Raw genomic sequence first — 23,037 nt, forward strand, 5'->3', positions numbered from 1 at the left:
AAGGCCCCCGATGAGCGACGACACCGACAAGGCGACCCTGCGTGCCATCGCCCGGCAGAGGCGTCGCGCCTTCGTGGCTTCGCTCGATCCGCTGGCGCACCGGCTGGCGTTCAAGGTGGTCCCCTCCCCCCTTGCGCATCGGCTGGCGGACGCTGAGGTGGTGGCTCTCTATATGGGCCTGGACGATGAAGCCCCCGCGCAAAGGCTGGCCGCGCCCTTGCAGGCCATGGGCAAGACACTGGCCCTGCCCCGCGTGCTGGATCGGCTTGGCAGCATGGATTTCGTGCGCTGGAACCCGGAGGAACAGCTTTTCCCCGGCCTGTTTGGCACCAGCCATCCCGAACCGGTGGGCGATCCGGCTACCCCCGACGTCATCATCGCGCCGCTGATCGGCTTCGACCGGGCGATGAACCGGCTGGGGCAAGGGGGCGGCTATTATGACCGGGTGTTCGCACGCTATCCGGATGCCTTGAGGATCGGCCTCGGCTGGTCGGTGCAGGAGCATGACGATCTGCCCGCGGACCCATGGGATCTGCCGCTGCACCTGATCCTGACCGAAGTCGAACTGATCGAAGGATATGAAGCATGAGCACGGACCCCCGGCCCGCCTACAAGCCGAGCTGGCGCAAGCCGGTGGGCATGTTCGTGATCCTGGGCCTGATCGCGCTCTGGGCCGTGCTTGTGGGCAGCCTGTCGGCGCTGATCGGACGGCTGCCGATGATGGTGCAGGTGCCGGTCTATGTCTTCCTGGGCCTGATATGGATCTGGGTGCTCCCGTTGAAGCGCCTGCTCGCCTGGATGGAGACGGGACGCTGGCGGGGATTTTGAAGGCGGGGACGGGTGGAAAGCGGACATTCCCCTCCCGCAGGCGGGAGGGGGTTAGGGGGTGGGCTGGCGCGGCATCTGCGCTGTTTTGCAACGGCTAAGCTGAAAGCTCGCTACGCTCGCGCCCACCCTTAACCCCTACCGTTTACGGGAGGGGAAGGTCCTGAATTGGCCAAAACCAGCCATATCCATTATAAAGGAAAGTGGCGCGAGTGACGGGGCTCGAACCCGCGACCTCCGGCGTGACAGGCCGGCGCTCTAACCAACTGAGCTACACCCGCGCAGGGCGGCATCTTGGCATGACCTCAATGGCCACCAGACGATGCTGATCTGGAAAACCTTCCACTTCCCCCTTGAGGAAAATGGCGCGAGTGACGGGGCTCGAACCCGCGACCTCCGGCGTGACAGGCCGGCGCTCTAACCAACTGAGCTACACCCGCGTTCGGTGTGGGCGGGCATCTATGCGGCCCCGTTCCCCCTGTCAACTGCCTGCAACATCAGTTTCACGGCTTTCGTCATTTTCTTTGCGCGGGTCGACCGTCAGCGTGCCGCGCTCGAACAGGAAACCGGCGATGTCCGGTGTTCCGGCCGCCGACACGACTGTCTGGATGATGATCAGCAACGGCACGCCCAGCAAGGCGCCCGGCGTTCCCCACACCCACGCCCAGAAGGTCAGCGACACCAGAATCAGCAGGGGGTTCATGGTGAGCCGCCGTCCCAATATCGTCGGCGTGATGACATTGGCCTCAACCAGATGGAATCCGACCTGTAAGGCCGCAGGCAGCAGCGCCTTCCACACATCGTCGAACACCATGAGCCCGCCGAGCGCCAGCAAGGCGGCCGCCAGCATCGGCCCGAAATAGGGAACGAAATTCAGCAGCGCGACAATTCCGCCCCACATCAGCGGCGAAGGCATGCCGATCAGCCACAACGCCAACGCCACCGCCAGGCCAAGGCACAGGTTGATCGTCGCGATGGTGAGGACATAGGCGGATGTCGCGTCGACCACATTCTGGATCACCCGCGCCACCGCCATTGCGCCATCGAAACTGCCCCGGCTGTTGATCGTCCGCCGCCGCAGTCGCGTCCAGCCGGCAAGGAAGAAATAGATGATGAGCAACGCGAACACCATCTGGATGATCGCCGCGGGGGCGGAGGTAGCCGCGAACTGCAGGAGCGATCGGGGCGCATCCACCGCCGCCGTCTGCGCCGCCGCCACCGGCCCGGTCGCCAGCATCTGCACCGTTTCGTCGACGAAGCGCTGAAGCTGCGAATAGAAATCGATCAACGGGGCGAGATTATTCTGTATCTGGGGAAGGCGCTCGGGCAACAGCCGGAACCAGTCGGCCGCCGGGACGACGATCAGCACGAGGGCGGTATTCGCCACCAGCAGGAAGGCGATCACCGCCATCAGCGCCGCCAGTGCGGAAGGGACGCGCCGCCGCTCCATCCATTCCAGGAACGGAACCAGCGCAATGGCGATCACCAGCGCGGCGGTCAGCGGCAGGAAGAACTCCGCCCCCTCCCTCAACGCAAAGGGCAATGCCAGGACGAGCCCGATCCCGGTCGTCAGGGCGATCGACGCCAGCAGGCGGTCCCGCCGCCGGTTGATCTCCTGCTGTTCCTGGGGTGTCACGCCTGAAATGTCCTTGCCCGCCGCCCTTTTTCTGCACCGGCGGCACCGGTCCGTCAATTTAGGCCCGACGATTTACATCAGCGGAACAGGCGGATAGCAAGGGAAACAAGACCTTAACCAAATCTTCGGCACCTGCTGCCACATTCGGCCGGGAAACAGCTTGGGGGACTGGGATGAAATTGGGGGCTTGGCTCGTCGCTCTCGCCTGCACGGCGGCGCCGCAGCTTGCGTCGGCACGGCAGGAGATCCGTTTGGAGCGGCAGATGTTCGTGGAGCGGGTCAGCACCGACGTCAACGGCCGCGCCCGCCGCGTGCTGGAAAGCGCCGACCGTGCAGGATCGGGCGACCAGCTTATCTTCGTCGTCAACTGGCGCAATGAGGGCAACCGTCCGGTGCGCGGCCTGGCCGTCACCAATGCCGTGCCGCGCGGTACGCAACTCGACATCAGCGATCCGGCCATGCAGGTTTCGGTGGATGGGGGTGCTCATTGGGGGCGGCTTGCCGACCTCTGGCTGCCAACGCCGCTGGGCGGAACCCGTCGGGCCGTGCCTGCCGACATCACCCATGTCCGCTGGACCGTGCTGGACGAGATTTCACCGGGGGAGAGCGGCCGGCTAAGCTATCGGGCTACTGTTCGTTAACGGTACGGCGATCCGGGTGTAATTGGCCAATAGGCGCCCTTACCGCCCCGCTCCCAATACGCCCGCCACCCAATTCATTTCCCTATCCTGATCTCGAACAGCCTGGCCCAGTTCTTGCCCGTCACGAACAGCCGGTCGGTCTTCGCGTCATAGGCGATGCCGTTCGCCACCGCCTCGCTGTCCTTCGCGCCGCTCGCCTTCAGGAGCGGCGCGATGTCGAGCCAGTCGATCACCGCGCCCGTGCGCGGATCGATCCGGACGATATGGGTGTCGTACCAGATATTGGCCCAGATCTCGCCCTTCACATATTCCAGTTCATTGAGCCGCTCCACCGGGCGGCCGTTCCATGTCACCGTGATCCGGCGCTCTTCGGTCAGCCCGTCGGGGTCCAGGAACCGCAATTGCGCGGTGCCGTCACTCATGATGAGGCTGCGCCCATCCTGCGTCAGCCCCCAGCCTTCCCCTTCATAACGGAACTGGGAAACCGGCGAAAAATCATCGAGCTTCCAGACGAAACCCTGCCGATGCCGCCAGGTCAGGCTGATCAGCCGATCCTTCCAGTTGACGATGCCTTCCCCGAAATAAGGGCGGGGAACGATCCGGCGGTTCAGCACCTTGCCGCTTTTGGGATCGACCTTCCGAATCTCCGACTCGCCTTCCAGACCCGTGCTCTCGTACAGGGCGCCGTCATGGTAGAAGAGCCCCTCGGTAAAGGCGCCGGGATCGTGCGGATAGCTTCGGACGAGCGTCCAGCGCGTTTCCGCCTGAGCGGGAACGATCAGCAGCCACGCGCCCAGCAGCGCGAAAAGCGCGCGCTTCATCCGGCGGCCTGGTCCGCCACGGCGCCGGCTAGCCAGCCGGGCAGGAACGCGGGATCGACATCCTCCACCCGCCGCAATTCGATGGAGAGGCCAAGATCGGCCAGCGCGGCCTTCTGCCGTTTCTCGTCAGCCTGCGCCAGCGGCACCGCGACCAGGCGCCGGTTCACCTTGTTGCGATAATGCATGCGGGCGGTATTTTCCTGCCCGACATAGCATCCCTTGTCATAATCGACCCCGCCCAGTTCGCCGGCATTGGTTTCCAGCCATAGGATCTGGTCCTGTCCCAGTTCGCCCACCCCCTCGAATATGCCGAGCGACAGCCGGTGCGCCCGAAATGCCGCCGAAGCATCGCCCTCATCCGGCGGCGCGATCCAGCGATGGCCGAGTTGCGACAGACGTGGGTCGAAAGGCTTGCCGGACGCCTCCAGCGCCCAATGCACCGCCAGTTCATCGGCCCGAGCAATGGCGACCTTGCGCCGCAGCCGGTAAATCGTCAGACGCTTCGCCAAGGCTTCCGCCTGACTCGCCTCGCAATCGATCAGCACATCCTCGCCATCCGCCCACAGGATGAAGTCGAACAGCGCCTTGCCCTGTGGCGTCAGCAGCGCGGTCCAGCGCGGTTCGCCTTCCTTCAGCCCCAGCACATCGCGGGTGAGCAGGCCCTGAAGGAAGCTTTTCGCCTCCTCGCCGGAAATTCTGAGGAGAGCGCGGTCGGTAAGGGTGGTGCCGGTCATCGGCTTTAGGTAGGACAATCGCCCATCATATCCAAGCCCACCCCCAAGCTGGCGAGACCGACATGACTTTCGACCTTCTCCTCAAGAACGGCACCGTGCACACCCCCGGCGGGGCGGAAAGCGTGGATGTGGGCGTGCGCGGCGGCAGGATCGTCGCCATCGGCACGGCACTGGGCGACGCGGGAGAGGCGATCGACTGCACCGGCCTGGACGTGCTGCCCGGCTGCATCGACAGCCAGGTCCATTTCCGCGAACCGGGGCTGGAGCATAAGGAAGACCTGGAATCGGGCAGCCGCGCGGCCGTGCTGGGCGGCGTCACCGCCGTGTTCGAGATGCCGAACACCAACCCCAATACCGATACCGCCGACCGCGTGCACGACAAGCTGAAGCGCGCCCATCACCGCATGTGGTGCGACCATGCCTTCTATGTCGGCGCCACCGCCGACAATGCCGAGCGGTTGAAGGAGCTGGAGCGGATTCCCGGCACGTCGGGGGTCAAGATCTTCATGGGCGCCTCGACCGGCAGCCTGCTGGTGGACGATGACGACGCCCTGTCGCGCGTTCTGGCCAGCGGCACCCGCCGCGTCGCCATCCATGCCGAGGATGAGGCGCGGATGAACGCCCGCAAGGATCATCGCGTGGAGGGCGACCCGTCCTCCCACCCCGTCTGGCGCGACGATGAAAGCGCGATGATCGCGACGAAGCGGATCATCGACCTTGCCCGCAAGGCCCGCCGCCGCATCCATATCCTGCATGTAACGACGCCCGCCGAACTGGAATATATCGCTTGTCACAAGGACATAGCGACCTGCGAGGTGACGCCCCAGCATCTGACCCTGGCGGCGGAGGACGCCTATCCCCGCCTTGGCACCTATGCGCAGATGAACCCGCCGATCCGGTCCGGCGCGCATCGCGACGGTCTGTGGCACTGGCTGAACCAGGGCGTGCCCGATGTGCTGGGCAGCGACCATGCCCCCCACACGATCGAGGAGAAGGCGAAACCCTATCCCGGCTCGCCCAGCGGCATGCCCGGCGTCCAGACGCTGGTCCCGCTGCTGCTCAACCATGTGGCGGAGGGACGGCTGTCGCTGCGCCGCTTCATCGAACTGACCTCCTCCGGACCCCAGCGCGTCTTCGGCCTGGTGGGCAAGGGCCGCATCGCCCTAGGCTATGATGCCGACTTCACCGTGGTGGACCTGAAGAAGCGCTGGACCATCGGCAGCGACTGGCTGGCTTCGCGCTGCGGCTGGTCGCCCTTCGAGGGCATGGAACTGACCGGCAAGGCCATCGGCACCATCATCCGCGGGCATCGCGTGATGTGGGAGGACGCACTGGCCAACCAGGCGGTGGGCGAGCCTGTCCGGTTCGAAGCGACCGAGTTCGCCTAAACCGTAGCCAGGCGATTACGGCGGGCAGCGGTCAGGCCGTCCGCCGCGAACAGGATGAGGCTGAGCCAGATCAGCGCAAAGCTCGCCATCTGGCCCGCCGTCAGCTTTTCCCCGAACAGCAATATGCCGCACAGGAACTGCAGGGAAGGCGCCAGATATTGCAGCAGGCCGAGCGTCGCCATGGGCAGCCGGTGGGCGGCGGTCGCGAACAGCAGCAGCGGCGCCGTCGTTACCGCGCCGGCGGCGATCAGCAGGATGGTGGTCGGCATGTCCTGCCCGAAGCCGACGCCGCCATGCCCCGACAGCCAGAACAGATAGGCCATGGCCGGCGGCATCAGCAGCAATGTCTCGACACCCAGCCCCACCATCGGCGCCACCGGCGTCAATTTCCGGATCAGCGCGTAAAAGGCGAAGGTCAGCGCCAGCGCCACGCTGATCCAAAGCGTCGTGAGGGCGGTCGCCGCCATGATGGCGACGCCGACCGCGGCTATTCCCACCGCCGCCAACTGCCCTCGCCGCAGTCTTTCGTGGAGCAGCAGCACGCCCAGCCCGACGGTGACCAGCGGATTGAGGAAATAGCCCAGGCTGGCGGCAAGCACATGCCCGGCGTTCACCGCCCAGACATAGGTCAGCCAGTTCATGCCGATCAGGACGGCCGATGCGGCGAGGGCCGAAAGAAGCCGCCGGTCGCGCAATATCGTAACCAACTCGACAAGGTTGCGCCGCATCAGCAATAGCGCCAGGATCAACAGCAGCGACCAGAGCACGCGCTGGCTGACGATCTCCACTGCATTCACATGATGCAGCAGCTTGAAATAGATCGGCAGCAGCCCCCAGGCGCAGTAGGCGGCCACCGCCGCGATGAGGCCGCGGCGGGCCGCCTGTTCCGATGGCGGGGAGGAATTCAGAGGATGCCTCCGCCCAGGAACAGCCGCAGTGCACCGAAGGCCGCTACGACCAGACAGAAATTGCGCCCGCCATTCCTGGTCGAGAACATGCCGACAAAAGCGCCCAGCAGCGCGACCGGCACCAGCAGCCAGTTGAGCGCCCCCAGCAGCGGAAAGACCGCCGGGATCATCAGGATCAGGGTGACGAGGCCGATCAGAGCTGACAGGATATTGAGCATGGTTGCACAAATGGCGTGTCGGCAGGCCCAGGGCAAGGCGGCAGGCCGGGCCAGTTGGCAGAGACTGGCCCGCCCCAGGATCGAATTTCCGGATTCACCAATATCCCTAACGGAAAATTAACCTTTGCTCTTCATCCCCTGTTTACGAAGGAGTGAAGCCATGGCGCCTGTGCGGTCTTTCTATGTTCTGGCGATGCTTGTCGCCCTGCCGCTGGCGGGTTGCGGCAAGAAGGAGGATGATCTGAACGCGCTCGACGCCCAGCTCACCAATAATGCGGTGGACGCGCTCGCCAACCAGATCGTGGTCGATCCGCGGCTCGCCGGCCAGCCGCAGCGTACCGCCAAATTCCCTGCGCTGAAGGGCGAAGCCGCGGCTGCGCTGGCGGCATCCGTCAAGCTCGCCGGCGGCACGCTGCTCGCCACGCCTGCGCCGGCCGAAGGGGAGGCGAAGGAATCCGAATCGTCGCTCGCCGACGTCGCCAGCGAGCAGAAGAAGCCGGGCGGCAACGCCTTCTGCCGCGAGCGACTCATCCATGGTGCGCAATGGGCCAGCCGTCTGCCGGAACCGTTCACCGTCTATCCGGGCGCGCAGCTGACGGAAGCGGCGGGTGCGGAAAAGGACGGATGCACGCTGCGCGCGGCGACATTCGTGACCCCTGTCCCATGGCAGAGCGTGATGGACTTCTACTATACCCAGGCGCGCCGCGCGGGTTTCGATGCCGAACACAAGGTTATGGGCGGCGACCATGTACTGGGCGGCTCGCGCAAGGATGACGGCAGCGCCTTCCTGCTCCTGTTCACGCAAGCGGCCGACGGCAAGACGAGCGTGGACGTGCTGGCGGACAACGGCCGATAAGGGGGCCGGCAGCACGGAGAAGGCCGCGTTCCGCCATCTCTCACCACCACCAATAGCCTAATCCGCGAACAGCAGGACAGGCGTTTCCAGCAACTTCCGCACCGCCTGGACGAAGCTCGCCGCGTCCCAACCGTCGACCACCCGATGGTCGCAACTGATCGACAGGTTCATGAGCTTGGCAGGCACCACTTCACGGCCCCGGAACACCGGCCGCTCGATAATGCGATTCGGCCCGATGATCGCCACTTCCGGCCGATTGATGACCGGCGTCGTCGCCACCCCGCCCAGCGGCCCCAGCGAGGTGAGGGTCAGCGTCGAGCCGGACAGTTCCTCCGACTTCGCCTTGCCCGTGCGGGCCGCGTCGGCCAGCCTTTTTATCTCCGCCGCGAGCTGCCAGACATTGCGGTCCTGCGCATCGCGGATCACCGGCACCATCAGTCCAGCGTCGGTCTGGGTCGCAATCCCCATATGCACGGCGCCATAGCGCGTCACCACGCCCGCCTCATCGTCATAGCGCGCGTTCAGCATGGGAAATTCGGGCAGGGCGCGGCAGATCGCCACGATCAGCAGCGGCAGCAGGGTGAGCTTCGGCTTGTCGCCGCGATGGGCATTCAGTTGCTCGCGGGTTTCCTCCAGCGCGGTGACGTCGATCTCCTCGACATAGGAGAAATGCGGGATGGCGCGTTTGGAGGCGGCCATGTTCTCCGCGATGCGGCGGCGCAGGCCGATGACCTTGACCTCCTCGTCGGCGCGCCTTCCTGAGCGCCCGGCCGGCCGATAGCCCTGCCCCGATCCGTAAAGGAGAAAGGCGTCGAGATCGGAATGGCGGATATGATCGCCGCTCGGCTTCACCTGGGAAAGGTCGATGCCCAGTTCCCTGGCGCGGGCCCGAACGGCGGGCGAAGCCAGCACATCGGCCTTCGCAGCCGTCCTCCCCTGCTGGGAGAGGTTAGCGGAGGGCATGGGCGCGGCCGGCCTTTCCTCAGCAACGGCTGGGGCAGGATCGCCCCGCTCGCCGCCCTCCCCCGCCGCTTCAGGCAGGGGCTCCGTGATCGCGGGCGGCGGAGCTGCCTCGACGTTCGGAGCAGACGCTTCGCTCTCTCCTTCCGTCTCGATCTCCACCAGCATGGAACCGATGGCGATCTGCTGTCCCGGCTCCCCGGCCAGCCGGACCACCGTGCCGGCAACCGGCGATTCCATTTCCACCGTCGCCTTGTCGGTCATCATGTCGGCGATCGGCTGGTCTTCCTCGACCCGGTCGCCGACCTTCACATGCCAGCCGACGATCTCCGCTTCCGCAATGCCTTCACCAATGTCCGGCAACCTGAACGTAAAAAGCGCCATGACAGCCCCTCAATCCTTCAAAATCTTGTTGATGGCCTCGCGAATTCGCACCGGGCCAGGGAAATAGGCCCATTCCAGACTGTGCGGATAAGGCGTGTCGAAGCCGGTGACGCGCTCGATCGGCGCTTCGAGGTGGTAGAAGCACCGCTCCTGCACCTGCGCCATCAATTCCGCGCCAAAGCCGCTTGTCCGCGTGGCTTCATGCACGATCAGACAGCGCCCGGTTTTCCGCACCGACCGCTCGATCGCCTGGATGTCCAGCGGCACCAGCGTGCGCAGGTCGAGGATTTCCGCATCCACGCCCATTTCGGCAACCATATTCTCGACCACATGAACCATCGTGCCATAGCAGATTATGGTCAGCGCCTCGCCCGCCCGCGCCACCCGCGCCTCGCCCAGGCTTATGCGATAATAGCCCGTCGGCACCTGCGCCTGCGCATGTCCCGCCCAGCTCTTGGCCGGCGCGTCGTAATGCCCGTTGAACGGCCCGTTGTAGATGCGTTTGGGTTCGAAGAAGATCGTGGGATCATTATCCTCTATGGCCGCGATCAACAGGCCCTTGGCGTCATAGGGCGTCGATGGGATCACCGTCTTCACCCCCGACACATGGGTGAAGATGCCTTCGGGCGACTGGCTGTGCGTCTGCCCGCCGAATATGCCGCCGCCAAAGGGCGAGCGCACCGTCATGGGCGAGATGAACTCCCCCGCCGATCGGTAGCGGAGCCGCGCCGCTTCCGACACAAGCTGGTCCAGCGCGGGATAGATATAGTCGGCAAACTGGATCTCCGGCACTGGCCTCAGGCCATAGGCGCCCATGCCCACCGCGACGCCGATAATGCCGCATTCGGTGATCGGCGTATCGAACACGCGGTTCTTGCCATATTTCTGCTGCAAGCCCGCCGTTGCGCGGAAGACGCCGCCGAAATAGCCGACATCCTCGCCCATCACGACCACGTCGGGGTCGCGCTCCATCATCACGTCCAGAGCGCTGTTGATCGCCTGGATCATGTTCATCTGGACCGTATCGCCGTGGGTTTCCGTAACCGCTTCGCTCATCATGTCGCTCACAGGCCGGCCGCCTTCCATTCGTCGAGCATCTGCTGCTGCTGCTCGCGCAGGTGCCAGGGCATTTCCTCGAACACATCCTCGAACATCGATTCCATCGGGTGGTGCAGGCCGTGGCCGAGGATGCCGTTCTTCTCCGCTTCCCGCGCCGCGTCGCGGACCGTTTCGGCCAGTTCCCTGTCCATCGCCGCATGCCGCTCCTCGTCCCAGATGCCGAGCGCGATGCAATGTTTCCGCAGCCGTGCGATGGGGTCGCCCAGCGGCCAGTGGCTCGCCTCATCGGCGGAACGATAGGCGCTGGGATCGTCCGACGTGCTGTGCCCCTCGACCCGATAGGTGAAATGTTCGATCAGGGTCGGGCCCGCATTGGCCCGTGCCCTGTCGGCGGCCCAGCGCGTCGCAGCATAGACCGCCAGCGCATCGTTGCCGTCGACCCTGAGGCCGGCAATGCCATAGCCGATGGCCCGCGCCGCGAAGGTCGTCGCTTCGGCGCCCGCAAAGCCCGAAAAGCTGCTGATCGCCCACTGGTTGTTCACGACATTCATGATCACAGGCGCGCGATAGACGCTGGCAAAGGTGCAGGCGGAATGGAAGTCGCCCTCCGCCGTGGACCCTTCCCCGCACCAGGTCGCCGCGATCCGCGTGTCGCCCCGCGCCGCGCTGGCCATGGCCCAGCCCACCGCCTGCGGATATTGGGTCGTGAGGTTGCCGGAAATGGAGAAGAACCCCGCCTCCCGCGCCGAATACATGATGGGAAGCTGGCGCCCCTTCAGCCTGTCGCCCTTGTTCGAATAGATCTGGTTCATCATGTCGACGATGGGCCAGCCACGCGCGATCAATATGCCCTGCTGGCGATAGCTGGGGAAGCACATGTCGTCGCTGGCCAGCGCAGCCGCGGCGCCGATCGACACGGCTTCCTCACCCGTCGACTTCATGTAGAAGCTGGTCTTGCCCTGCCGCTGCGCGCGGAACATGCGCGCGTCGAACGCCCGGGTCAGCGCCATGGCCCGCAGCATCTTCAGCAGCGTTTCGGGCGGCAGCTTCGGATCCCAGGGGCCGACCGCCGCCCCTTCCTCGTCCAGCACCCGGACCAGCCCATAGGCAAGGTCGCGCATGTCGCCCGGCTGCGCGGTCTCGTCCGGCCTTGGCTGCGCACCCGCGGGCGGAATGTCGAAATCGCTGAAATCGGCGGTGTCGCCCGGCCTGAATTTCGGCTCCGGCACATGCAGCCGAAGCGGCGGCAGATTACGCCCCGCCCCTTCCATTCCGGCGTCCGAATCGATCCGGTCGCTCATCCTGCCTCCTTTTGTGCATTGCAATAATATTGCTCAGTGCAATTATTATATTACAACACCCGCAAAGGCAAGCCTTACTGACCCATTTGGCCGCGCCTCGTCCTCCGCTAGACGGCGACCGGGGCGGCGATATGCCTTTGCGGCGCATAATCGACCACTTCGAAATCCTCGATCCGATAGTCGAAAATGCTCGAAGGCCGACGGTTGATCCGCAATTTGGGGCTGCCCGATGGAATTCGCTCGATCTGCTCCTCCACCAGCGCGGCATGGTTGAGGTAGAGATGCACGTCCCCGCCCTGCCAGACGATCTCGCCTGCCTCCAGATCGCATTGCTGCGCCAGCATCCGGGTGATCATCGACAGGCCGAAGATATTGAAGGCGAATCCCAGCCCCAGATCGCAGCTCCGCTGGAACAGCAGCCCGTTCAGGCGCCCGTTCGCCACCTGGAACTGATAGGTCATGTGGCAGGGCGGCAGCGCCATGCGCGATACTTCCGCCACGTTCCAGCCAGTGAACAGCAAACGCCGCGATCCGGGACTGGTCCGGATCGCTTCGACCAGATCGGCAATCTGGTTATGTCCCTGCGCGGCCCGGCGGTAGAGCCCATCCCCGACCTCCTCATAGCGCGGCCAATTCACCCATTGCGCGCCATAGACCGGCCCCAGATCGCCCCAACGCGCCGCGAAAGCCTCATCCTCGACGATCCGCGCCTCGAACGCATCGCGGTCGATATCCTCGCCCGTGGCCCGGCGATAGCTGTCGAGCGGCCAGTCGGTCCAGATATGCACGCCCTGCCGCACCAGTTCGCGAATGTTGGTGTCGCCGGTCAGGAACCAGAGCATCTCCCGCGCCGCGACTTTCCAGTAGACCCGCTTGGTGGTGAGCAGCGGCACCGCATCGTCGGCCAGGGAGAAGCGCATCGTCGCGCCCAATATCGACCGCGTGCCCACGCCCGTCCGGTCGATCCGCTCATCCCCATGCCGCCAGATATGCCGCATCAGGTCCAGATATTGCTGCTCATAATGGGGCGGGAAGGATGCCATGCGGACACTTTCATGATTCTGGCGAATGTCCCCTCCTGTAGCGAAGCGGCCCGCCGACGCCAAATGCTGCGAAACGGATCAAATTGTCCGCCATCCGGTCGGAAAGGGATCAGCCTTCCCCTACCGCTCACGCGGCGCAAGCCCATTCTGCCGCGCATGCGTGAATGCGTTTCCCTAAACCTCCTCGTCCTGGACGAGGAATGGCGCCCGCTCCACCGGCTGCGCGCCGATCAGGACTGGCACTGCACCGTGGGCGCGCTGCTGCAATGGGAAAGCCATTGGCTCGCGATCGAACAGCAACGGCCGGGCAGCCCCCTTCCCCGCTGGGCCGACATCCGGCTGACCCGGACCCTGTCGAAACGCCTGCGGCCGATCGAGATCGCACTGGCGGACCATGTGATCCACACCGGAAAAGGCCATTTCAGCTTCCGCCAGGCGGGGCTTTTATAGGCTGCCCAAAAAAAACCGCATCGGCCGCTTGCCAGCCGGAAAAGCCGCCTCTATAGGCTGCGGCCTGCCCAGCGGGACCGCCTCGAACCGGACCCGCTATCGGTCGGGGAGTAGCTCAGCCTGGTAGAGCACTGTCTTCGGGAGGCAGGGGCCGGAGGTTCGAATCCTCTCTCCCCGACCATCATCCTTGTCGGAAAATGCATGGCTTTTCGCGACAACTTGCTCCCACGGCGCAATCCATGAAAAATCAGCCGACGACGATCGAAATGGACGAGTTCGATCGGAAGATCGTAGCCGCCCTGGTCGAGGATGGCCGCATGACAGTCACCGATCTTGCCCAGACGGTGGGCCTGTCCAAGACGCCCTGTCAGGTTCGCCTGCGTCGCCTCATCGACACCGGGGTGATCCGCGGGTTTCGCGCCATCGTCGATCCCGCGAAGCTGGGCATGGACCATGTCGCCTTTGCGGAGGTGAAGCTGTCCGACACGCGCGAAAAGGCGCTGGATGAGTTCAATGCCGCCGTCCGCCGCATTCCCGAGGTCGAGGAATGCCATATGATCGCCAGCAGCTTCGATTATCTGCTGAAGGTGAGGACCGCCGACATCCGCCGTTACCGCGCCGTGCTGGGCGAGAAGATCTCCAGCCTGCCCCATGTCGCCAGCACCTCCACCTATGTCGCGATGGAAACCGTGCTGGATGCGGGCGGCCATCCCCGGAACAGGGGCCGCGCCTGACCGGTCCGGAAGCGGGTTGGAGGATTTTGCTTAGTATCGGGCGAGCTTCCCGTTACCATTACGCTCATGGAACCGAGAAGCTCTAGGCGGCAGCGCAACGCCCCTACCATCAACGATGTTGCGAAACATGCGGGTGTGTCGCCCATGACGGTGTCCCGCGTCATCAACGGCGAACAGATCGTGAGAAGCGCCACCAAGGAAAAGGTGGAAGCGGCCATCGCCGCGCTCAACTATTCGCCCAGCGCCGCCGCGCGCAGTCTGGCGGGCGGGGACGAAACCCGTATCGGCCTGCTCTACAGCAACCCGTCGGCCTCCTATCTGAGCGAATTCCTGGTCGGCAGCCTGGACCAGGCCAGCCGCAGCGGGGTCGATCTGGTGGTGGAGAAATGGGATGAGGAAACCGCCATCGACACGGTGGTCGACCATCTGTTGCGCGGCCGGATCAACGGAGTCATCCTTCCGCCCCCATTGTGCGATCATCAGGCCATGAAGGATGCGCTGAAGGCGGCGGACATCGTCGCGGTCGCGGTCGCCACCGGGGAAGCGCCCGCAGACATGTCAGCCGTCAGCATCGACGACCATGCCGCCGCGCTGGCGATGACGCGCCATCTGATCGCGCTGGGCCACCGCCGCATCGGCTTCATCAAGGGCCACCCGAACCAGAGCGCCAGCCAGCGCCGGTTCGAAGGCTATGGCGATGCGCTGGCGGAGGCGGGTATCGAGCCGGACGAGACGCTGGTCGAGCAGGGTTATTTCACCTATCGCTCCGGACTGGATGCGGCGGAACGCATTCTGGCGCTGCCCGAGCCGCCGACCGCGATCTTCGCCAGCAATGACGACATGGCGGCGGCGGCCGTCGCCATCGCCCATCGCAGCGGACTGGACGTGCCGGGCGACCTGACCGTCTGCGGCTTCGACGATACGTCGCTGGCGACCACGATCTGGCCTGAATTGACGACGATCCGCCAGCCGATCAGCGCGATGTCACGTGCCGCCGTCGAATTGCTGGTGCGGCAGATCAAGGCGCGCAAGGGCAAGTCGGGGGAAAAGCCTTCGCATCTGCTGCTCGATTATGAGCTGATCCGGCGGCAGTCGGACGCCGTTCCGCATTGACGGCTTTTCCGTCATGAGGGACCGGGTTCTAGCGCGGCAGCGATCCACCAGGGCTGCACCGTGCTCCTGCTTTCACAGCAGCACGGAACCGGCAGGCCCGGCACGGCTTGCCGGGCCTGTTCGATCCTATTCCCCGAACACCCGGCGGAAGATCGTGTCGACCTGGCGGAAGTGATAGTCGAGGTTGAACTTCTCTTCGATCTGCTCCGCCGTGAGGGCGGCCGCGACGTCGGGGTCGGCCTTCAGCAATTCCATCAGCGATAGCTGGCCGTCCGATTCCCAGACCTTCATCGCATTGCGCTGGACATAGCGGTAGCTGTCCTCCCGCGAGACGCCCGCCTGCGTCAGCGCCAGCAGCACCCGCTGCGAGTGGACCAGGCCGCCCATCTTGTCGAGATTCTTCATCATCCGCTCAGGGTAGACGAGCAGCTTGTCGATGACGCCCGTCAGCCGGCCCAGCGCGAAGTCGAGCGTGATGGTCGCGTCGGGACCGATATAGCGCTCGACCGACGAGTGCGAAATGTCGCGCTCATGCCACAGCGCCACATTCTCCATCGCCGGCAGGGCATAGCTGCGCACCATGCGGGCAAGGCCGGTCAGATTCTCGGTCAGCACCGGATTGCGCTTGTGCGGCATGGCGGAACTGCCCTTCTGGCCGGGCGAGAAATATTCCTCCGCCTCCAGCACCTCGGTGCGCTGAAGGTGGCGGACCTCGACGGCGAGCCGCTCGATGGAGGAGGCGATCACGCCCAGCGTGGCGAAGAACATCGCATGGCGGTCGCGCGGGATGACCTGCGTCGACACCGGCTCGATGGCAAGGCCCAGCTTTTCCGCGACATGCTCCTCGACGCGGGGGTCGATATTGGCGAAGGTGCCCACCGCGCCGGAAATGGCGCAGGTCGCGACTTCGGCACGGGCGGCGATCAGGCGCGCCTTGCAGCGGCTGAACTCCGCATAAGCCTCTGCCATTTTAAGGCCGAAGGTCACCGGCTCCGCATGGATGCCATGGCTGCGGCCGATGGTCGGGGTCAGCTTATGCTCATAGGCGCGGCGCTTGATGACCTCCAGCAGCTTGTCGAGATCCTCGATCAACAGGTCGGCGGCGCGGCTCAACTGCACGGCAAGGCAGGTATCGAGCACATCGCTGGACGTCATGCCCTGATGCATGAAGCGGGCTTCGTCGCCCACCTGCTCCGCGACCCAGGTCAGGAAGGCGATGACGTCATGCTTGGTCACGGCCTCGATCGCATCGATGGCCGGCACGTCGATCGCGGGCTCGGTCGCCCACCAGTCCCAGAGCGCCTTGGCCGCGGATGTCGGCACGACGCCCAGTTCGCCCAGCTTTTCGGTCGCATGCGCCTCAATCTCGAACCAGATTTTGAAGCGGGCTTCCGGCTCCCAGAGGGCGGTCATTTGCGGGCGGGCGTAACGGGGGACCATCGGGCGAATCCTGCGTGCATGAGTTGAATGTCGCCGCGCCGCCTAGCAGCACCGCCTTTCCGGGGCAAATCGACCGCAAGGACAGGGCAGGAAGCGCCGCTTTCCCGTACTTCATCCCATTAATGGCAGGATCGGGCGGCGAAACGACGCGAATCGGAAGATGAGTGGAGCGGCATGAACAAAAAGTCAGGAACCACATGTTTTATCTGGCTATTACCCCATGTGAAATACGGACGATCGGTTCTGGAGCAGATGATGATCCGCGCATTTCTTCTGACGGGCGCCCTCCTGGCCGCAACGCCCGCCCTTGCGCAGGCGGGGGCAGCCGCGCCGCAGGAAGCCGCTCCGGCCTCTCCGCAGGGGAATGAGGCCCAGCCCGCCGCGTCGGGCGATGCGGTCGCATCCATCGTCGATACGGAATTTCCGGCCTATGACCAGAATCATGACGGGCAGCTCGACAAGGCGGAATTTTCGCGCTGGATGGTGGCGCTCAAGGATCAGGAGCTGAAGGCGACGGGCCAGTCCCTTCCGCCCGCCGAAGTGACCGCCTGGGCCGACGGCGCCTTCGTCACCGCCGACGCGGACAAGAGCATGTCGGTCAGCAAGCCGGAACTGATCGCCTATCTGAGCGGCAGCGCGGCATAGGATAATTCCCCGTCCGAGCGGGGACAGAGCCCTGGAAGGGTCGCATCATGAGGCGGCGTGGAGCGAAGGCCATGCCGCCTCCTTTTTTTCCGCTTTCCCGGAGGGAGCTTCAGCCCCGTTTCTTGTTCGCGTAGAGCAGCGCCGCGACGATGGCGGCCGATCCTATGCCGACGGCCGTTCCCATCCAGACCGCCTTGCCCGCCGATTTGCGCGCTGCGGAGGCCATGTCGGACGTCTCGGCGGTGGAGGCGGGGGCGGCGGCGCCGCTATCGGGCGCTTCTTCGGTCGGCTTCGTCATGGTGATTCCCGATATGCAACAAAGCACAGGCGCAGAAAAGGCGAATGCGGCAAAAATCCGCCCAAGCGCCGTGTGGGAAGCGCGAACCCGCTCTCCCTTCGCACCGATGCTACAGCAAAAATCCGGAGCGTAAGGTCCCCGTCGGATTTGACGCAGGCCGTCCTAATGCGCCGGCAGCGGCTGATGCGCCTCGCCCCAGCCGCGCAGGTCCCGCGAAGAGGCGCGGTCCAGCAGGACGGCAGCATCCTTCACCGTGAAGTGCGCGGCGCTGTCGATCCCGTCCAGCTCTTCCCAGGTGACGGGGGCGGCGACGGAAGCCGGCTCGCGGGCGCGCACCACATAGGGCAGCACAGCCGTCGCGCCGCGCTGGTTGCGCAGCCAGTCGATGAAGATGCGGCCCTTGCGCTTCGCCTTGCTCATCGTCGCGGTGAAGCGGTCCGGTTCCTGGGTGGCGAGGGCGCGGGCGAAGCGGTCCGCGAAATCCTTGACCTCCGGCCATTGCGCCTGCGGCGTCAGCGGCACGACGACGTGGATGCCCTTGCCGCCGGACAGCATGGCGAAGCTGGTGAGGCCCAGATCCTCCAGCGCCCGCCGGATGTCCCGCGCGGCCTTCTTCACATCCTCGAAGTCCAGCCCTTCGTCGGGATCGAGGTCGAAGATCATGCGATCCGGCCGCTCCACATCCGCGACACTGGACCCCCAGCCATGAAATTCGATCGCGCCCATCTGGACGCAGGCCAATAATCCCTCGCTATCCTCGATATAGAGATAATCCTCCTCATTCCCTTCCTTCTCGCGGATCGGGACATGTTTGACATGATCGCCGAAGCTGCCGCTGTCATGCTTCTGGAAGAAGCATTTCTTCGCCCGGCCCTGCGGACAGCGGACCAGACTGATCGGCCGGCGGGCGATCCAGGGCAGCATCGCCGCGCCCATGCGGGCGTAATAATCGGCCAGCTCGCCCTTGGTGATCTTCGCCTCCGGAAAGATCAGCCGGTCGGGATTGCTGATCCGGATCGAGCTATGGGCTTCGGGCGTCGGCATGGCTTCCTCGCGTCGAACGTCGCCGGCTGCCTTGTCCTCGCGCAGGCCAAGGAAGCTGGCATGGCGGACGATATTCTCCGCCGTGAATTCGGCAAAGGCGATTTCAGCGACCAGATCGGGGCGGACCCATTGGGCGCCTTTGCTTTCGCTGCGCGGCACGTTGAGCGCGGCGGCCTTGCGCCCGCGCTTGCCCAGGGCGGCGATCAGTCCGGCGCTGTTGGCGGCGTTGAAGCCCGTGCCGACCTTTCCCGCATAGACCAGGCCATCCCCTTCCCGCTGGCCAAGCAGCAGGTTGCGGATGGATCGGCCGCTGGCGCTGCTGGGAGTCCAGCCGACGATGACGAATTCCTGACGGCGGGTGCATTTGACCTTCAGCCAGTTCTTCGTGCGCGCACCGCGATAGGCAGCGTCGGCGCGCTTGGAAATAATCCCCTCCTGCCCTGCGCCGCACATGGCGTGGAACAGCTTTTCCCCGGCGCCGACGACGTGATCGCCGACATGGACATGGGCGGAACCCTCCCCCAACAGGCCCGCCAGCTTTTCCTTGCGGCCGATATTGGGCATGGCGGTCAGATCCTGCCCGTCCAGATGCAGCAGGTCGAAGGCGAACAGGTGCAGCGCCGCCTTTCCCTCTCCCTTCAACACCTGCTGAAGCGTGGAGAAATCCGGATTCCCATCGCTGCCGGGGGCGACGATTTCGCCATCGATCAGGGCTGCGGGCAGGTTCATCGCCCCGATTTCCGCCGGCAACGGCGCAAACCGATCCGTCCAGTCGAGGCCCGACCGCGTAAAGATCTTGACCTTCCCGCCCGATACGGAAACCAGACAGCGATAGCCGTCATATTTGATCTCGTGCATCCAGCCATTGCCCGTGGGCACGGCATCGACCAGCGTCGCCAGTTGCGGCGGCCGGAAGGCCGGCATGCGGCCCGTCCCTGCCTTGGCGCGCCTTTTCGCCGGGACGGCGCGGTCGGCCTGCGCCATCGCCGCGTCGAAGGCTTTTCCCCTCTTCCCCTTCAGCGACATGGGCGGCGTGCCGGCGGCGATTTCCGCCATGGTGCGACCGCTCCTGATGCTCGTCAGCTCGCGCGCGGTCAGTTCGTCCGCGCTGCCGGCATGGGCATCCTCGATCTTGCGCAGCAGCCAGTTTTCTCCCTTTTCCCTGCCCCGCGGCTTCAGTCGGATCAGCAGCCATTCGCCCCGCATCCGCTGCCCGTGCAGGATGAAATGGAGATGCCCTTTTTCGATGTCGCTCGCGCTCTTGCCCGGAACGGGTTCCCATGTGCCCTCGTCCCAGAGCATCACGGTGCCGCCGCCATATTCCCCCTTGGGAATGGTCCCCTCGAACGTCGCATAGGACAGCGGATGATCCTCCGTGCGGACGGCCAGCCGCTTGTCCGCGGGATCGATGCTGGGGCCGCGCGTCACTGCCCAGCTCTTGAGCACGCCATCCATTTCCAGGCGGAAGTCATAATGCAGGCGGGTCGCATCGTGCTTCTGCACGATGAAGCCGTTGCCATTGCCGTGGCTGCGTCCGCGCTTGCCCGCCGGCTCGCGGGTGCGGGTGAAATCGCGCTTGCGGTTATAGGTGCTGAGCGGATCGGCATCGGCCATGGGTCAGGCCCGTTTTCGGCTGGCCGGCTTGGCGGGGGTCTTTCGCGTCGTGGCCTTGGCGGGCGCCTTGGCGGCAGGCGCCTTCTTCGCCGCCGGTTTCGCGGCGGAAGAAGCCGCGCCGGAACCGACCGACTTCTTGAGCGCCGCCATCAGGTCGATCACATTGCTGCCGCGCGGAGCCGCGCCCTCCTCTTCCTCCTCTATGACGCGGCGGCCCTTCGACTTCTTCTTCTTTTCGATCAGCCTTTCCAGCGCGTCCACATAGCGGTCGTGGAAGCTGTCGGGCTTGAACGGCGCGGTCTTCTTCTCGATCAGCGTCTCGGCAAGGTCGAGCAGCTCCGCATCGGGCTTTGCATCCTCTATGTCGCGGAAATAGCTCTGGGCGCGGTTCACCTCATCGGCATAGCGCAGCGTTTCCAGAACCATGCCCCGGCCGCAAGGCTTCAGCGAGACGATATATTCCCGGCCCCGCATGGCAAGCTGGCCCAGCCCGACCTTCTTCGTCCGCCGCAGCGCCTCCCGCAGGACGATGAAGGCTTCCTCCGCCAGGTCGTCGGCGGGCACGACATAATAGGGCCGCTCATAATAGAGGACATCGATCTCGCTGGCGTCGACGAACTGGGTGAGTTCGAGCGTCTTCTTGCTCTCCAGCTTCACCGCGTCGATCTCATCGGGCTGAAGCAGCACATAGTCGCCCTTGGACAGCTCATAGCCCTTGACGATGTCCTCCGGATCGACCGGACCCAAGCCCGGAACGGTCTTTTCATAACGGACGCGCTTGCCGCTGGGCTGGTGTATCTGGTGGAAGGCGATCTGCGCGCCGGACTTGGTGGCGGCATAGATCTCCACCGGAATGGATACCAGCGCCAGACGAATCTGCCCCTGCCAATATGCGCGAGCGGCCATGAGCGTGCTGCCTCCTTTTTCAGGAGGAAATGCGCGGGCGATGGGGCGGTTCCGCGGCTACGACTCCCAGCACCCTTGACTTCGACCGCCAGTCGTGGTGGTAGCGCTATCAATAACGGACGTTCTTAGGAGTCGATGATGCCGGGGGTCTCCACTTTGCTCGATTGCCTTCCCGCCGACTGGCGGTCTGGCCTGTTCCTTGGCCGCGTGGAAACGGCGGATGGCCCAACCCCCATATTGGTCGAAGGCGGCATCGCCTATGACATGAGCCGCGTTGCCCCCACTGTCGCGCAACTGGTCGAAATGCTGCCTGCCGCAAGGACCGCCAATGGCGTGGCGCTGGGCGCGCTGGATAGGCTGGACCTGCCGCTGCTGAGCCCGGTCGACCTGCAATGCGTCAAGGCCTGCGGCGTGACCTTCGCCTTTTCCGCCATCGAACGGGTGATCGAGGAACAGGCGCGCGGCGAAGCAGGCGCGGCGGCGGAAATCCGGGCGCGGCTTGAGGAGCGGGTCGGCGGGTCGATCCGCGCCGTCGTGCCGGGTTCGGCCGAGGCGGCGGCGCTCAAGCAGGCGCTGATCGAAGACGGGCTCTGGTCGCAATATCTGGAGGTCGCCATCGGCCCGGATGCGGAGGTGTTCACCAAGGCGCCGGTGCTCTCGACGGTGGGCGCGGGCGCGGAGATCGGCATCCGTTCCGATTCCAACTGGAATAATCCGGAGCCGGAGATCGTGCTGATCGTCGATGCCGGCGGCCGGACCGTCGGCGCGACGTTGGGCAACGACGTCAATCTGCGCGATCTGGAGGGTCGTTCCGCCCTGCTGCTGGGCAAGGCCAAGGACAATAATGCATCCTGTTCGCTGGGGCCGCTCGTCCGGCTGTTCGACAATGATTTCACCATCGATGACGTGCGCAACGCCGTGGTCGAACTCACCATCGACGGCCCGGAAGGCTACAGGCTGGAAGGCACCAGCAGCATGAACCAGATCAGCCGCGATCCGCTGGAACTGGTGCGTCAGACGCTTTCCGAGCATCAATATCCCGACGGCCTGGCCCTGTTCCTGGGCACGCTGTTCGCACCCGTCCAGGATCGCGACGAACCGGGACGCGGCTTCACCCACAAGGTGGGCGACATCGTCGCCATCTCCACCCCGCGCCTGGGACGGCTGGTGAACCGGGTCGTGACGTCGAAGCAGGCGGCGCCGTGGAAATTCGGACTTGCCGCGTTGATGGCCAATCTCGCCAAGCGGGGCCTGCTCGCATGAGCGGCGCCATCTATCCCAGCCTGAAGGGCAAGCGCGTCTTCATCAGCGGCGGCGGCAGCGGAATCGGTGAAGGGCTGGTCGAAGCCTTTGCCGCGCAGGGAGCCAAGGTCGCCTTTTGCGACATTGCGCAGGAAGAAGGCCGGGCGGTCGCGGAACGGCTGAAGGACGCGGATTTCGCGCCCGTCTTCCACCCCTGCGACCTCAGGGACATCGAAGCCGTGCAGGCCATGATCGCCACGGTGGAAGCGCAGCTTGGCGGCGTCGACATATTGATCAACAATGCGGCCAATGACGACCGCCACGGCATCGAGGATGTCACGCCCGCCTATTGGGACGAGCGCATGGCGGTGAACCTGCGCCACCTCTTCTTCGCGGCGCAGGCGGTGGCCCCGGCGATGAAGCGCGCGGGCGGCGGAGTGATCCTGAACTTCGGGTCGATAAGCTGGCACCTCGCCCTGCCCGATCTGGTGCTGTACCAGACCGCCAAGGCGGCGATCGAGGGGCTGACGCGCAGCCTGGCCCGCGATCTGGGGCGCGACAATATCCGCGTCAACACCATCATTCCCGGCAATGTGAAGACGCCGCGCCAGATGAAATGGTACACGCCCGAAGGCGAGGCGGAGATCGTCGCCGCGCAATGCCTGGACGGGCGGATCATGCCGGCGGACGTGGCCGCGCTGGCCATGTTCCTGGCGTCCGACGACGCGCGCATGTGCACGGGGCATGATTATTTCATCGATGCGGGCTGGCGCTGAG

General features: G+C 65.0%; 24 protein-coding genes and 3 tRNA genes. 12 read left to right on the forward strand and 15 right to left on the reverse strand.

Annotation, left to right across the window (positions count from 1 at the left end):
- Positions 1 to 10 precede the first annotated feature (10 nt).
- Together LDB29_RS09920 and LDB29_RS09925 are read left to right on the forward strand one after the other, a co-directional pair.
- Positions 11 to 589, forward strand: a complete 579-nt coding sequence (locus LDB29_RS09920) for a 5-formyltetrahydrofolate cyclo-ligase (RefSeq protein WP_025552056.1) — start codon at positions 11 to 13, stop codon at positions 587 to 589.
- Positions 586 to 828, forward strand: coding sequence for a DUF2842 domain-containing protein (locus LDB29_RS09925; RefSeq protein WP_025552055.1), 243 nt, complete (start codon positions 586 to 588; stop codon positions 826 to 828). The genes LDB29_RS09920 and LDB29_RS09925 overlap by 4 nt, the downstream gene beginning before the upstream one ends.
- A gap of 201 nt (positions 829 to 1,029) precedes the next feature.
- On the opposite strand, the gene LDB29_RS09930 is transcribed toward LDB29_RS09925, so the two are convergent.
- The 3 genes from LDB29_RS09930 to LDB29_RS09940 all read right to left on the reverse strand — a co-directional run bounded on the left by LDB29_RS09930 (position 1,030) and on the right by LDB29_RS09940 (position 2,461).
- Positions 1,030 to 1,106 (reverse strand) — tRNA-Asp (locus LDB29_RS09930).
- Positions 1,107 to 1,188: 82 nt separating this feature from the next.
- Positions 1,189 to 1,265: transfer RNA gene (locus tag LDB29_RS09935), tRNA-Asp, on the reverse strand.
- A 41-nt stretch (positions 1,266 to 1,306) separates the two neighbouring features.
- Positions 1,307 to 2,461, reverse strand: coding sequence for an AI-2E family transporter (locus LDB29_RS09940; protein WP_025550918.1), 1,155 nt, complete (start codon positions 2,459 to 2,461; stop codon positions 1,307 to 1,309).
- 173 nt (positions 2,462 to 2,634) lie between these two features.
- Here LDB29_RS09940 and LDB29_RS09945 point away from each other — a divergent pair, with 173 nt between their 5' ends.
- Positions 2,635 to 3,102, forward strand: coding sequence for a hypothetical protein (locus tag LDB29_RS09945; protein ID WP_025550920.1), 468 nt, complete (start codon positions 2,635 to 2,637; stop codon positions 3,100 to 3,102).
- 74 nt (positions 3,103 to 3,176) lie between these two features.
- Here the strand turns inward: LDB29_RS09945 and LDB29_RS09950 are convergent, their stop codons facing one another.
- Both LDB29_RS09950 and LDB29_RS09955 read right to left on the reverse strand, forming a co-directional pair.
- On the reverse strand, positions 3,177 to 3,923 hold the full coding sequence (locus LDB29_RS09950; protein WP_025550923.1) for a glutaminyl-peptide cyclotransferase: 747 nt from the start codon (positions 3,921 to 3,923) through the stop codon (positions 3,177 to 3,179).
- Positions 3,920 to 4,657 carry a folate-binding protein YgfZ gene (locus tag LDB29_RS09955; protein WP_044662556.1) on the reverse strand — a complete coding sequence of 246 codons (738 nt, stop codon included), beginning with the start codon at positions 4,655 to 4,657 and terminating at the stop codon, positions 3,920 to 3,922. Before LDB29_RS09955 ends, LDB29_RS09950 begins: the two co-directional genes overlap by 4 nt.
- A gap of 62 nt (positions 4,658 to 4,719) precedes the next feature.
- Here LDB29_RS09955 and LDB29_RS09960 point away from each other — a divergent pair, with 62 nt between their 5' ends.
- Complete coding sequence (locus LDB29_RS09960) at positions 4,720 to 6,045, forward strand: dihydroorotase (RefSeq protein WP_099185713.1); 1,326 nt, start codon at positions 4,720 to 4,722, stop codon at positions 6,043 to 6,045.
- Here the strand turns inward: LDB29_RS09960 and rarD are convergent.
- Both rarD and LDB29_RS09970 read right to left on the reverse strand, forming a co-directional pair.
- Positions 6,042 to 6,908: an EamA family transporter RarD gene (gene rarD / locus LDB29_RS09965; RefSeq protein ID WP_076605722.1), complete on the reverse strand. Its 867-nt coding sequence runs from the start codon at positions 6,906 to 6,908 to the stop codon at positions 6,042 to 6,044. The genes LDB29_RS09960 and rarD overlap by 4 nt on opposite strands.
- Before the next feature lie 41 nt (positions 6,909 to 6,949).
- Complete coding sequence (locus tag LDB29_RS09970) at positions 6,950 to 7,171, reverse strand: hypothetical protein (RefSeq protein ID WP_025550926.1); 222 nt, start codon at positions 7,169 to 7,171, stop codon at positions 6,950 to 6,952.
- Between the two features lie 160 nt (positions 7,172 to 7,331).
- Here LDB29_RS09970 and LDB29_RS09975 point away from each other — a divergent pair, with 160 nt between their 5' ends.
- Positions 7,332 to 8,027 carry a hypothetical protein gene (locus tag LDB29_RS09975; RefSeq protein ID WP_025550927.1) on the forward strand — a complete coding sequence of 232 codons (696 nt, stop codon included), beginning with the start codon at positions 7,332 to 7,334 and terminating at the stop codon, positions 8,025 to 8,027.
- Between the two features lie 57 nt (positions 8,028 to 8,084).
- Here the strand turns inward: LDB29_RS09975 and LDB29_RS09980 are convergent, their stop codons facing one another.
- The 4 genes from LDB29_RS09980 to thyA all read right to left on the reverse strand — a co-directional run bounded on the left by LDB29_RS09980 (position 8,085) and on the right by thyA (position 12,774).
- The gene (locus LDB29_RS09980; protein WP_025550929.1) at positions 8,085 to 9,371 is read right to left on the reverse strand and encodes a dihydrolipoamide acetyltransferase family protein; all 1,287 of its coding nucleotides are present in this window, start codon (positions 9,369 to 9,371) and stop codon (positions 8,085 to 8,087) included.
- A 9-nt stretch (positions 9,372 to 9,380) separates the two neighbouring features.
- Positions 9,381 to 10,385, reverse strand: coding sequence for an alpha-ketoacid dehydrogenase subunit beta (locus LDB29_RS09985; RefSeq protein WP_025550931.1), 1,005 nt, complete (start codon positions 10,383 to 10,385; stop codon positions 9,381 to 9,383).
- 50 nt (positions 10,386 to 10,435) lie between these two features.
- Positions 10,436 to 11,731, reverse strand: coding sequence for a 3-methyl-2-oxobutanoate dehydrogenase (2-methylpropanoyl-transferring) subunit alpha (locus LDB29_RS09990; RefSeq protein ID WP_025550933.1), 1,296 nt, complete (start codon positions 11,729 to 11,731; stop codon positions 10,436 to 10,438).
- A 107-nt stretch (positions 11,732 to 11,838) separates the two neighbouring features.
- Complete coding sequence (gene thyA, locus LDB29_RS09995; RefSeq protein ID WP_025550934.1) at positions 11,839 to 12,774, reverse strand: thymidylate synthase; 936 nt, start codon at positions 12,772 to 12,774, stop codon at positions 11,839 to 11,841.
- A gap of 156 nt (positions 12,775 to 12,930) precedes the next feature.
- Between thyA and LDB29_RS10000 the strand changes: the two genes are divergently transcribed.
- The 4 genes from LDB29_RS10000 to LDB29_RS10015 all read left to right on the forward strand — a co-directional run bounded on the left by LDB29_RS10000 (position 12,931) and on the right by LDB29_RS10015 (position 15,071).
- Complete coding sequence (locus LDB29_RS10000; protein ID WP_257554064.1) at positions 12,931 to 13,224, forward strand: JAB domain-containing protein; 294 nt, start codon at positions 12,931 to 12,933, stop codon at positions 13,222 to 13,224.
- A 104-nt stretch (positions 13,225 to 13,328) separates the two neighbouring features.
- Positions 13,329 to 13,405, forward strand: a tRNA-Pro gene (locus LDB29_RS10005).
- Positions 13,406 to 13,463: 58 nt separating this feature from the next.
- On the forward strand, positions 13,464 to 13,958 hold the full coding sequence (locus LDB29_RS10010; RefSeq protein ID WP_025550938.1) for an Lrp/AsnC family transcriptional regulator: 495 nt from the start codon (positions 13,464 to 13,466) through the stop codon (positions 13,956 to 13,958).
- 66 nt (positions 13,959 to 14,024) lie between these two features.
- Complete coding sequence (locus LDB29_RS10015) at positions 14,025 to 15,071, forward strand: LacI family DNA-binding transcriptional regulator (RefSeq protein WP_025550940.1); 1,047 nt, start codon at positions 14,025 to 14,027, stop codon at positions 15,069 to 15,071.
- A gap of 126 nt (positions 15,072 to 15,197) precedes the next feature.
- Here the strand turns inward: LDB29_RS10015 and purB are convergent, their stop codons facing one another.
- A complete protein-coding gene (gene purB / locus LDB29_RS10020) occupies positions 15,198 to 16,511 on the reverse strand; it encodes an adenylosuccinate lyase (RefSeq protein ID WP_025550942.1) in 1,314 nt (437 codons plus the stop codon).
- A 255-nt stretch (positions 16,512 to 16,766) separates the two neighbouring features.
- Between purB and LDB29_RS10025 the strand changes: the two genes are divergently transcribed.
- A complete protein-coding gene (locus LDB29_RS10025) occupies positions 16,767 to 17,156 on the forward strand; it encodes an EF-hand domain-containing protein (RefSeq protein ID WP_025550944.1) in 390 nt (129 codons plus the stop codon).
- 109 nt (positions 17,157 to 17,265) lie between these two features.
- Here LDB29_RS10025 and LDB29_RS10030 read toward each other — a convergent pair whose 3' ends face one another.
- The 3 genes from LDB29_RS10030 to LDB29_RS10040 form a co-directional block, all read right to left on the reverse strand.
- Positions 17,266 to 17,454 (reverse strand): hypothetical protein, encoded by a 189-nt coding sequence (locus tag LDB29_RS10030; RefSeq protein ID WP_025550946.1) that lies wholly within the window; start codon positions 17,452 to 17,454, stop codon positions 17,266 to 17,268.
- Positions 17,455 to 17,616: 162 nt separating this feature from the next.
- Complete coding sequence (gene ligD / locus LDB29_RS10035; RefSeq protein WP_099185683.1) at positions 17,617 to 20,112, reverse strand: DNA ligase D; 2,496 nt, start codon at positions 20,110 to 20,112, stop codon at positions 17,617 to 17,619.
- Between the two features lie 3 nt (positions 20,113 to 20,115).
- Positions 20,116 to 21,018 (reverse strand): Ku protein, encoded by a 903-nt coding sequence (locus LDB29_RS10040; RefSeq protein WP_025548903.1) that lies wholly within the window; start codon positions 21,016 to 21,018, stop codon positions 20,116 to 20,118.
- 138 nt (positions 21,019 to 21,156) lie between these two features.
- Here LDB29_RS10040 and LDB29_RS10045 point away from each other — a divergent pair, with 138 nt between their 5' ends.
- Together LDB29_RS10045 and LDB29_RS10050 are read left to right on the forward strand one after the other, a co-directional pair.
- Complete coding sequence (locus LDB29_RS10045) at positions 21,157 to 22,281, forward strand: fumarylacetoacetate hydrolase family protein (protein WP_025548902.1); 1,125 nt, start codon at positions 21,157 to 21,159, stop codon at positions 22,279 to 22,281.
- Positions 22,278 to 23,036 carry an SDR family NAD(P)-dependent oxidoreductase gene (locus tag LDB29_RS10050; protein ID WP_025548900.1) on the forward strand — a complete coding sequence of 253 codons (759 nt, stop codon included), beginning with the start codon at positions 22,278 to 22,280 and terminating at the stop codon, positions 23,034 to 23,036. The genes LDB29_RS10045 and LDB29_RS10050 overlap by 4 nt, the downstream gene beginning before the upstream one ends.
- Position 23,037: the final 1 nt, after the last annotated feature.

The sequence above is a fragment of the Sphingobium sp. CFD-2 genome (genome assembly GCF_024611135.1).
In the GTDB taxonomy this organism is placed as follows: domain Bacteria; phylum Pseudomonadota; class Alphaproteobacteria; order Sphingomonadales; family Sphingomonadaceae; genus Sphingobium; species Sphingobium fuliginis.